Source organism: Streptomyces sp. NPDC006510 (genome assembly GCF_040611955.1).
In the GTDB taxonomy this organism is placed as follows: domain Bacteria; phylum Actinomycetota; class Actinomycetes; order Streptomycetales; family Streptomycetaceae; genus Streptomyces.
Genome location: NZ_JBEXPH010000254.1, coordinates 1 through 9,979, shown reverse-complemented (window position 1 = coordinate 9,979; position 9,979 = coordinate 1). Strand labels below are relative to the sequence as shown.

General features: G+C 70.0%; 9 protein-coding genes. 1 reads left to right on the top strand and 8 read right to left on the bottom strand.

Annotated elements, in window-relative coordinates:
• Positions 1-70 precede the first annotated feature (70 nt).
• Entirely contained in the window at positions 71-2,434 is a 2,364-nt protein-coding gene (locus tag ABZY11_RS39595) for a LuxR C-terminal-related transcriptional regulator (protein ID WP_356483816.1), read from the top strand.
• 234 nt (positions 2,435-2,668) lie between these two features.
• Here the strand turns inward: ABZY11_RS39595 and ABZY11_RS39590 are convergent, their stop codons facing one another.
• Genes ABZY11_RS39590 through ABZY11_RS39555 form a run of 8 tightly spaced genes read right to left on the bottom strand, consistent with a single transcriptional unit; the run spans position 2,669 to position 9,304 of the window.
• Positions 2,669-3,502, bottom strand: coding sequence for an alpha/beta fold hydrolase (locus ABZY11_RS39590; protein WP_356483815.1), 834 nt, complete (start codon positions 3,500-3,502; stop codon positions 2,669-2,671).
• Between the two features lie 18 nt (positions 3,503-3,520).
• Positions 3,521-4,723 (bottom strand): thiolase family protein, encoded by a 1,203-nt coding sequence (locus ABZY11_RS39585; protein ID WP_356483814.1) that lies wholly within the window; start codon positions 4,721-4,723, stop codon positions 3,521-3,523.
• Entirely contained in the window at positions 4,720-5,367 is a 648-nt protein-coding gene (locus ABZY11_RS39580) for a CoA transferase subunit B (protein ID WP_356483813.1), read from the bottom strand. The genes ABZY11_RS39585 and ABZY11_RS39580 overlap by 4 nt, the downstream gene beginning before the upstream one ends.
• The gene (locus tag ABZY11_RS39575; protein WP_356483817.1) at positions 5,367-6,122 is read right to left on the bottom strand and encodes a CoA transferase subunit A; all 756 of its coding nucleotides are present in this window, start codon (positions 6,120-6,122) and stop codon (positions 5,367-5,369) included. The genes ABZY11_RS39580 and ABZY11_RS39575 overlap by 1 nt, the downstream gene beginning before the upstream one ends.
• Positions 6,122-6,418, bottom strand: coding sequence for a muconolactone Delta-isomerase (gene catC / locus ABZY11_RS39570; RefSeq protein ID WP_356483812.1), 297 nt, complete (start codon positions 6,416-6,418; stop codon positions 6,122-6,124). The genes ABZY11_RS39575 and catC overlap by 1 nt, the downstream gene beginning before the upstream one ends.
• Before the next feature lie 6 nt (positions 6,419-6,424).
• Positions 6,425-7,279: a catechol 1,2-dioxygenase gene (gene catA, locus ABZY11_RS39565; protein ID WP_356483811.1), complete on the bottom strand. Its 855-nt coding sequence runs from the start codon at positions 7,277-7,279 to the stop codon at positions 6,425-6,427.
• 25 nt (positions 7,280-7,304) lie between these two features.
• Positions 7,305-8,408 (bottom strand): enolase C-terminal domain-like protein, encoded by a 1,104-nt coding sequence (locus tag ABZY11_RS39560; RefSeq protein ID WP_356483810.1) that lies wholly within the window; start codon positions 8,406-8,408, stop codon positions 7,305-7,307.
• Positions 8,405-9,304, bottom strand: a complete 900-nt coding sequence (locus tag ABZY11_RS39555) for a LysR substrate-binding domain-containing protein (RefSeq protein WP_356483809.1) — start codon at positions 9,302-9,304, stop codon at positions 8,405-8,407. Before ABZY11_RS39555 ends, ABZY11_RS39560 begins: the two co-directional genes overlap by 4 nt.
• Positions 9,305-9,979 lie beyond the last annotated feature (675 nt).

The following is a 9,979-nucleotide window of genomic DNA, read 5'->3' as shown; positions in this document are numbered from 1 at the left end:
CTTGGCACGGCGTTTCCTTCGGCATAGCGTCAGTGGCAGTGGAACGGCCGAGGCGAGGACATCGAGGACCATGTACGACGACAGTGGACGCGGTTGTCTGGTCGGCTCCGGCGGCCTCACCAGTTTCGTGGGGCGCCGGCAGGAGATCGCCGACGTACGCAGGAACCTGTCGGCCTCCCGGCTCGTCACGCTCACCGGCCCCGGCGGCATCGGCAAGACGCGGCTCGCCCTGGTGGTCGCGGACCGGGTCCGCCGAGCGTTCCGGGACGGTACCCAGGTCGTCCAACTGGCCAGCCTCGACGACGTACGCGAGGTGGCTTCCGCGTTCACCTCGGCGCTCGCCGTCCTGGACCAGTCGAACCGCTCCGCGACCCAGCAACTGGTCGATCACCTGGGAACCCAGCAGGTGCTGCTGGTCGTGGACAACTGCGAGCATGTACTGACGGCCACCACCGAACTGCTGGCCGAACTCCTCGAAGCCGCACCGGGCCTGCGTGTCCTTGCCACCAGCCGCGAACCGCTCGGCATCGCGGGCGAGCTGGTCACGGTGATCCCGCCCCTGTCGGTGCCGACGGCCGAGCAGTTGCACGACGCCGCGAGTGTCGACCACAGCGAAGCCGTTCAGCTGCTGGTCGACCGGGCGCGGAGCGTCGCCCCCGACTTCGCCGTCACCGATGCCAACCGCCCCGCCGTCCAACAGCTGTGCGAACGGCTCGACGGGATGCCACTCGCCATCGAACTCGCCGCCATCCGGCTGCGCACGTTGTCCGTCGGCCAGGTCGTCGAGCGTCTGGACCATCGATTCGAACTGCTCACCGGCGGCAGTCGGGTGGCTCGCCCGCGACAGCAGACTCTCCGCGCACTGATCGACTGGAGCCACGAACTGTGCTCCGACGACGAACGCCTGCTGTGGGCACGGCTGTCGGTCTTCCCGGGCGGATGCGACCTGAAGGCGGTCGAGGAGGTCTGCGGGTTCGACGATCTCACCCCCGAGCGCACCGTCGACGTTCTCGACCGGCTCGTCGCCAAATCGATCGTGATAGCCGAGCACACGGGTGAACTGGTCCGTTACCGACAGCTGATGACCGTGCGCGAATACGGCGCCGAGCGTCTCGACGAACGCGGGGAACCGACGGTGCTAAGGCGCCGCATGCGCGATCACTATCTGTGCCGGGCCCGTTCCATGGTGGAGCGCTGGTGCGGGCCCGGGCAGCACGAGATGCTCGCCACCATGCGGCGCGACCACACCAACCTGCTCGCGGCTCTGGAGTGGTCCCTCACCACACCCGGTGAACGTCCCGCGGGTGGTCGGCTCGCGTCCCTCCTGTGCTACCACTGGATCGTCGGCGGCTCGCTCAGCGAGGGAAGACGATGGCTGGACCGTATCCTCGGCGTGCTGGACGGCGACACCGTCGAACGGGGATCGGTGCTGTGGGTGGCGGCCTGGGCGACCCTTCTGCAAGGCGACCGCGAGGCCGCCGATGTCCGTCTGACGGAGCTGGAGCACGTGGCGGCGGCACTGGACAACCCCGAGCTGGCCGCGCACGCCGCGAACTGGCGGGCCCTCCACCACCTCTTCAGCGGCAACCTGCCTGCCGCGATCGGCCTGTACCACCGGGCCGTACGGGGACACCGGGCGCTCGGCAACACCGCCGCGGTGCTCACCGCGCAGTTCCAACTGGCCATGGCGAGGAACTTCCAGGAGCCCGCGGGCAACGCTCTGGAGACCTGTCGGGAGGTGCTCGCCGTGAGCGCCCGGCACGGAGAACGCTGGAACCACGCCTACGCCCTGTGGATCAGCGGCCTGCAGCACTGGCGCGCGGGCGACATGCCAGCGGCCAAGCAGGCCTCGAGGGCGGCCCTGGAGATCCAGCGCGACTTCACGGACGGCGTCTGCACTGCCCTGGTACTGGAGCTGATGTCCTGGATCGCCATGTCCAATCAGCACGCGGACAACGCCGCCATGCTGGGAGCCGCCGCCCGAGCGGTGTGGCACCGGCTCGGCACCTCCATCGACGCGTTCGGGCCCCACATCACCGCCGACTCCCGGCGCATGGCCGAACAGGTCGCCGAAACGTTGGGCACGGAACGGGTGGAGAAGGTCACCCAGCGCCTGGCCCGGCTGACCAAGACCGAGGCGATCGAACTCGCACTGGAAATCGCCGCGGCCGTCAAGCCCACCACCGCGACACGTGTGGCCCGAAGCTGCCCGCTCACGGACCGGGAACTGGAGGTGGCCCGCCTGATCTCCGCGGGGTTGAGCAATCGCGCCATCGCCGAGAACCTGGTGATCTCGCCCCGCACCGTGGACGGCCACGTCGAGCGCATCCTGGGCAAGCTCGGCTTCGCCTCCCGCACCCGAGTCGCCTCCTGGATCACGTCCCTCGACGAATCCGGCGACGAGGCCGGCGCCTCCCGGCCCGCGGCGCCTTGACGCTCCGGTGCCGACCGCGATGGGCGGGGACGCCGGCGCGGCCCGCCGGGCCTGCGGACCTGAGCGGTTCGTGCGCCGTTCGGGGCCTGTTGCGAAAGTGCCGGCCACAGCCATCAACAAACGGCGTAACCAGCACTTTCACAACAGGGCCCAAGGACTGTCCGGTACGGGACAGCCCTGACGATCTCGCCCGCGATTGTCAGCGGCGTCCACTGCCGATCGTGGGCGAGGTCATCAGTGGCCGACGGCCGGGTCGGACCATGACATCCGGGTCCCGCCCCCGGCGAGGCACGCGGACAGGTGAGCGGTGAGAGCGGCCTGCAACGCTCGGGGCTCCTCGACGGCCAGGTGCCCGCAGGCGATGACTTTCAGGGTGGCCCTCGGGATGCCCTCGGCAAGCTCCTCGGCGTGCTCCGGAGGAGTCGCCGTGTCATGGGAACCGCCGATCACGAGAGTGGGCGCGGTAATCCGTGCCAGGGCGGAACGCAGATCCCACGCGGCGAGGGCGTCGCAGCAGGCCGCGTACCCCGCCGGGTCGGCTTCGGCGAGGTTGCCGAGCAGTCTGCGGCCGAAAGGGGTGCTCGCGGAGGCCGCGGTGGCGAACCAGCGGTCCGGGATGGTCGGAAGAAGGGAGGCGGTGCCCTCGTGCCGGACGAGTTCCGCCCGCCGGTGCCAGGTCTCGGCCGCCCCGAAGCGCGCGGAGGAACAGACCGCGGCCAGGGAAGCGACCCGTTCGGGGTGAAAGGCCGCGAGGTGGGTCCCGATGGCTCCGCCGAGGGAGATGCCCGCGTAGTGAAAGCCGTCCCAGCCGTGGTGGTCCGCGAGATCGAGCACCAGGGACGCCAGGTCGTCCACCGTGGTACGGCCCGGTGCGGGATCGCGCAGCAGCGCGGTGGGTGAGCCGCCGTGTCCGGGCAGGTCGAAACGCAGTACCCGGAAGCGGCGGGTCAAGGAGGGCAGGTGGGGTTCCCAGATCGCCTGGGATGTGCCCAGGGACGGGCCGAGAACCAGGGGTGGTGCGTCGGCCGCGCCGACCAGGTGGTGGTGCAGCAGGTAGGACGTGGACACCGTGTCTCCTTGGGCGGGTCAGCGTTCGAGGACGAGGGCCAGTCCCTGACCCACACCGATGCAGAGGGTGGCCACACCGATGCCGCCGCCTCTGCGGGCGAGTTGGTGGGCGACGGTGCCGGCGAGGCGGGCGCCGGAGGCGCCCAGGGGGTGGCCGAGAGCGATCGCCCCGCCCTGGGGGTTGAGGACGGCCGGGTCGAACTCGGGCCATTCGGCGAGGCAGCCGAGGACTTGCGCGGCGAACGCCTCGTTCAGTTCGAGGACGTCCAGGTCGGCGAAGGACCGGCCGGCCTTGGCGAGTGCCCGGTTCACCGCTTCGACGGGGGCAAGCCCGAAGTACTGCGGGTCGACGGCGGACACCCCGGTGGTGCGGATGCGGGCGAGCGGTTCTCGACCGGTGGCCTTCAGACCTTCCTCGTCGGTGAGGAGCACTGCGGCGGAACCGTCGTTGAGCGGGGAGGCGTTGCCCGCGGTCACCGTGCCGTTCTCGGTGCGGAAGGACGGCTTCAGCTTCGCCATCGTCTCCAGGGAGGTCTCCGGGCGGACGGACTCGTCGGTGGCGAAGGCGACCGCCCCGCCCCTGGGCTGCGGGACGTTCACGGGCACGAGTTCGGCGTCGAAGCGCCCCTCGGCCCGGGCCATGGCGGCCTTCCGGTGGCTGTGCAGGGCGAACTCGTCCTGTTGCTCGCGGGTGATCCGGTGCTTCTCGGCGATGAGTTCCGCAGACTCGCCCAGCGGGATGGTCCACTCGGGATTCATCCTCGGGTTGACCATGCGCCAGCCGAGGGTGGTGGAGTACAGCTCGGCGTGGCCGGCCGGAAACGGCCTGTCGCTCTTGGGCAGCACATACGGCGCGCGGGTCATCGACTCCACGCCGCCGGCCACGGCGATGGAGGCGTCGCCAACGGCGATGGCACGGGTGGCTTGGACGACCGCTTCGAGGCCGGAGGCGCACAACCGGTTGACCGTCACGCCGGGCACGCTGGTGGGCAGACCCGCCAGCAGGGCGGCCATGCGGGCGACGTTGCGGTTCTCCTCGCCGGCGCCGTTGGCATTGCCGAAGTAGACGTCCTCGATGCGGGACGGGTCCAACTCGCCGGTTCGGGCGAGGAGTTCACGGATCGTGTGGGCGGCCAGGTCGTCCGGGCGCACGCCGGCGAGGGCGCCGTTGCAGCGGCCGATCGGGGTGCGCACCGCGTCGACGAGGTAGACGTCTCTCATGACGGAGTTCCTTCGGGGATGCGGAGCCTGGCGGCTGTCCGGTCGGTGATCTCCGCGGTGGTGACGCCGGGCGAGGTTTCCACCAGGACCAGGCCGTCGTCGGTGACGTCGAGGACACCAAGATCGGTGATGATCCGGTTCACACACGCCTTGCCGGTCAGCGGCAGCGCGCACTCGGGGACGATCTTCGCCGAGCCGTCCTTCGCGGTGTGAGTCATCACCACGATCACCCGCCGGGCTCCGTGGACGAGGTCCATGGCACCGCCGATTCCGGTCACCAGCTTGCCCGGAACGGCCCAGTTGGCCAGGTCTCCCTTCTCGGAGACCTGCATGGCGCCCAGCACGGCGACGTCGATGTGCCCGCCGCGGATCATGCCGAAGGACAGGGCGGAGTCGAAGAAGGACGCGCCCGGCAGGACGGTCACCGTCTCCTTTCCGGCGTTGATCAGGTCCGGATCGACTTGGTCCTCGGTGGGGTAGGGGCCGGTGCCCAGGATTCCGTTCTCCGATTCGAGGACGACCTCGACTCCCGGCGGCAGATGGTTGGGAATGAGAGTGGGCAGGCCGATGCCGAGGTTGACGTACTGCCCGTCCTCCAGCTCACGTGCCGTACGTGCGGCCATTTCCTGACGCGTCCAGGCCATCAGTTGCTCACCGTCCGCTGCTCGATCTTCTTGTCCCCGGCCTGCTCCGGGGTGAGCGCCACCACCCGCTGCACGAAGATGCCCGGCAGGTGAACCGCGTCCGGCTCGATGTCACCGGGCTCCACCAGTTCCTCCACTTCGGCGATGGTGACCTTGCCGGCCATGGCGGCGAGCGGGTTGAAGTTGCGGGAGGACTTGTTGAACACGAGGTTGCCGTGCCGGTCGCCCCGGGCCGCGCGGACCAGGGCGTAGTCGGTGCGGATGCCGCGCTCCAGCACGTACTCCGCGCCGCCGAACTCGCGTACCTCCTTCGGGGGCGAGGCCAGTGCCACCCCGCCGGAGCCGTCGTAGCGCCAGGGCAGCCCGCCGTCGGCGACCTGGGTGCCGACCCCGGCCGGGGTGTAGAAGGCGGGGATCCCGGCGCCGCCGGCGCGCAGCCGCTCGGCGAGGGTGCCCTGCGGGATCAGCTCCACCTCCAGTTCCCCGGCCAGGTACTGGCGCGCGAACTCCTTGTTGGCGCCGATGTAGGAGCCCGTCACCCGGGCGATCCGGCCGGCCGCCAGCAGGACCGCGAGGCCGGAGTCCATCGCCCCGCAGTTGTTGGAGACCACGCTCAGATCGCTGACCGCCCGTTCGTACAGCGCCTGGATCAGTACGTTCGGCACACCGCTCAGCCCGAACCCGCCGACGGCGAGGGACGCGCCGTCCGGCACATCTGCCACCGCTTCCACGGCGGTGGCGACCACCTTGTCCATCACGCCACGACCTCGCCGGCGGCCAGGTCGGACGGGTGCTGGGCCAGGGGGGTGACCTCGATCGTCATGTAGGGGAAGAGGGGCAGGCCCCACAGGATGTGGTGCAGCGCCTCGTTGTCGGCGACATCGAAGACACTGATGTTGGCGTACTGCCCGACACAGCGCCAGATGTGCACCCATTCCCCCGACTTCTGCAGTTCCCGGCAGTACGCCTTCTCGCGTGCCACCAGGTCCCCGCGGACCCCGGGGTCGAGGTCACGCGGGATGTCGACGTCCATGCGTACGGCGAAGAGCACGGTCGATCACGCCTTGTCGAGAACGAAGTCGTAGGTGACCTCGCGGCCCGTGCCGTCGGCGACCGGGGTGGGGTCGAGGATCAGTTCGGGCTTGACTGCGGAGGCGATGTCGTCGGCGACGTACTCGCCGCCCCGGAAGTACAGCTGGGTGGTGATGAGCCGGTACCCGGGCGCGGAGACCTTGAGGTGCAGGTGGGCCGGGCGCCAGGGATGCCAGCCCGCCGCCTGGATGAGGCTGCCGCAGGCGCCGTCGGTGGGGATCTGGTACGGAGCGGGCTGAATCGTGTGGATCTTGAAGTGGCCCGTCTCGTCGGCGATCACGGTTCCCCGCAGGTTCCACTCGGGCAGGTTCGGTGCGTACTGGGAGTAGTAGCCCTCGGCGTCGGCCTGCCAGATTTCCACCGTGACGTTCGGCAGCGGTGTTCCGTCCACGCCGGTGACCTGGCCCTGGAAGAGCAGGGGGACCCCGGCCTCGTCCTCCCGCATCGGCAGGGCCGCCTCGGCGGGCAGCGCGGGCGCGTCCGGCACGTAGTACGGGCCCTCGATGGTGCCCTTGGTCCCCTCGCGGTTCTCGTTGGCGACCTCCTCGACGACGTGCTCGACCCACACGTCCAGGAAGAGCGGCCACTCGCCGTCCTCGCCGACCCGGATGAGCCACGCCTTGAGGGCGTCGTACTCGGCGTAGGTCAACCCGTGGCGGCGGATGATGGCGTGGGCGGCGGTCAGCAGTTCGGTGACCAGGTCGTCGACGCGCCCGGTGTCGACTGCGGCCGCTTCCTGGCGCTGCTTGTTGCGGAACTGCTCGGTGGCGGCGGCTCCGGAGGCAGCGGCCGTGGCCTGCTCGGTGATGATGTCGGTCATGATCGTCCCGTCTTCTGAGAGTGGGTCAGCGGTCCTGGCGGTAGCGCGCCAGCTTGTCGGGGTCGATGTCGATGCCGAGTCCGGCGCCCTCGCGGACGCGCAGGGCGCCGGACTCGATGGTCAGCGGCTCGGTGAGGAGGTCGTCCGCCATGTCGAGGAAGTTGGAAAGTTCGCCGGCGTGGTGCGAGCTGGAGCGGTGGGCGGCACCAAAGGCGACCGAGCACAATGTGCCGATCTGGCCGTCGATCTGATTGCCCACCACCACCTCGACTCCCAGGCCCTCGCACTCGTGCAGGACGCGCTGGGAGGCGGTGAAGCCGGTGCGGGCGGTCTTGATGCTGATGGCGGTGGCTGAGCCGCCGAGGAGTTCTCGGGTCACCTCGCCGGTGCGGGTGGCGCTCTCGTCGGCGATGAACAGCACCGGGCTCTGTGCGACCAGCCAGCGGCGGCCCAGCACGTCGTCGGCGGGACAGAGCTCCTCGGCGAAGGTCAGGCCGAGGTCGGCCATCTCGTGCAGGGCGCGGGCCGACTCGGACACCGTCCAGCCGCGGTTGCCGTCGATGTAGAGCTCGACATCCGGGCCGAGTGCCTCGCGCAGGGCCCGGACGGCGGCGACGTCGTCGCGGTACGGACGGCGTCCGACCTTCACCTTGAACGTGGTGATGCCGTAGGTCGACCGGATGCGTTCGGCCTCGGCGACCATCTCCTGGGCCGGTGCGAAGCCGACCATGTGGCTGACCCGCATGCGGTCGGTGTAGCCACCGAGCAGTCCGGAGACCGGCAGGCCGGCGGCCCGGCCGAGGATGTCCCACAGCGCCATGTCGATGGCGGACTTGGCGGCCGGGTTGCCGACGGTCCGGTCGAGGCGCTCGTGCACCGTCTCGCGTTCCAGGGCCGTCAGCCCGAGGATCTGCGGGGCGAAGATCTTCTCGATCACCGCGACGATCGACTCCTGCGTCTCGCCGTAGGTGTACGGCCGCGGCGGTGCCTCGGCGGTGCCGATCAGTCCCTCGTCGGTGTGCACCCGGACCAGGACGTGGTCGGCGGTGTGCACCTCGCCGCTCGCGAACCTCAGCGGCTTCGCGTAGGGAATGGCGAAGGGGATTGCCTCCACCTGGACGATCTTCATGCCTGCCCTTCGAGAAACATGTCGTTCCGCTCCAGCACCTCAAGGAGGTTGCGCAGCAGAGGTGATTCGTCGTCCTCGCGCCAGGCCAGGGACAGGGGGATGGACAGGGCGTCCTCGATGTCCCTGCACAGCACGCCCTCACGGGGCGCGGAGCGGATCGAGTCGGGCAGGACAGCGATGCCGAGCCCGGCGGCGACCAGCGCCAGTGCGGCGGAGGTCTCGGTGACCTCGTAGGCGCGGTTCGGATAGAACCCGGCGGCCAGGCAGCTGCGGACGACGGCATCGTCGACGACGGAGCCGAGTGTGGCGCCGTACATGACGAAGTCCTCGTGCCGGAGCTGCTCGACCCGGACGGTATCCGCCTCGGCCAGCCAGTGGCGTTCGGGAACCGCGACGACCAGCGTCTCGGCTGCCAAGGAACGGTGGGCGATGCCCTCCTGGCGGATCGGCGGCCTGAGGACGCCGATGTCGAGGCGGCGCTCGATGAGCCCAGCCTCCTGAGCGGGCGTGAGCATCTCGGTGTGCACCTCCAGTATCACTTGAGGCATCTCGCGCTTCACCAGCCGTGCGAGAGCCGGAAGTTGTCGGTACGAAGCGGATCCGGTCAGACCGATCCGCAGCACCCCCTCCGCCCCCGAGGCGAAGCGCCCCACCCGCTCGACCGCCTCGTCGACGGCCTTGAGGATGCGCTCCGCATCGGTACGGAAGACCTCGCCGGCCCCTGTCAGGGAGACCTGCCGGGTCGTCCGGCGCAGCAGTTCCACTCCCAGCTCGCTCTCCAGCCGGCGGATCGCCTGGGAGAGAGGAGGCTGGGCCATGTGCAGCTGTTCCGCGGCTTTGCCGAAATGACGTGTCTCGGCGACAGCCACGAAGTACCGGAGGTGCCTGAGCTCCATCGGACAGCCCCTTTCTTGTTGCGGGGGCCCTCGAATACGCCTCAGCGTAGGAGTGACTCCCATACGACACAAATACCTAGTTACAGACTATTGAGATGCCCTGGATATCAATGATCCGTGGGCTGGACCTGGGGCCGGAGCGGCGCCGCAAGGCCGGCCAGGAATGACCGTTCGGCCCCTGCCGTCACTTGCCTCGCACGGACACGAGGAACGCAGGCCCCGGCCGAGGCACGGTGCTCCGAGCGGGCCACAAGGAGGTGAACCAGGCCGCACACGGGAGCGGGGCGGTACTCCCCGTCGTACCGATTCTTCGAGCACCGTCCGCGAGGGCCTTGGCATGCACTGTCCGCGAGGGCCTTACGGGCTGACCCGTCATCCCTGACGGGCGGACGACGACAGCTACGGCACCTCCGGAGCGGCGTCGTGCTGCGGGCGGATCACGTGCGGGTCGCGGCGGTCCCTGAAGGGCGGACGGCGGCGCGCCCCGGCCTCACGATGCGGCGGCCGGTCCTGGGCCGCCGGTGCCGGGCGGTTTGGGGTGGGGGGTGAGGGTCTGACGGCAGTCCGCGGTGCGGCCGTCGGCGACCAGGCAACGGGGGCTTGGCGGGACTGCGGGCCTGGGACCGAGGGTCCGGTGCGGCCTCCGCCGTCGACGACACCTTTCGCCAGGTCGGC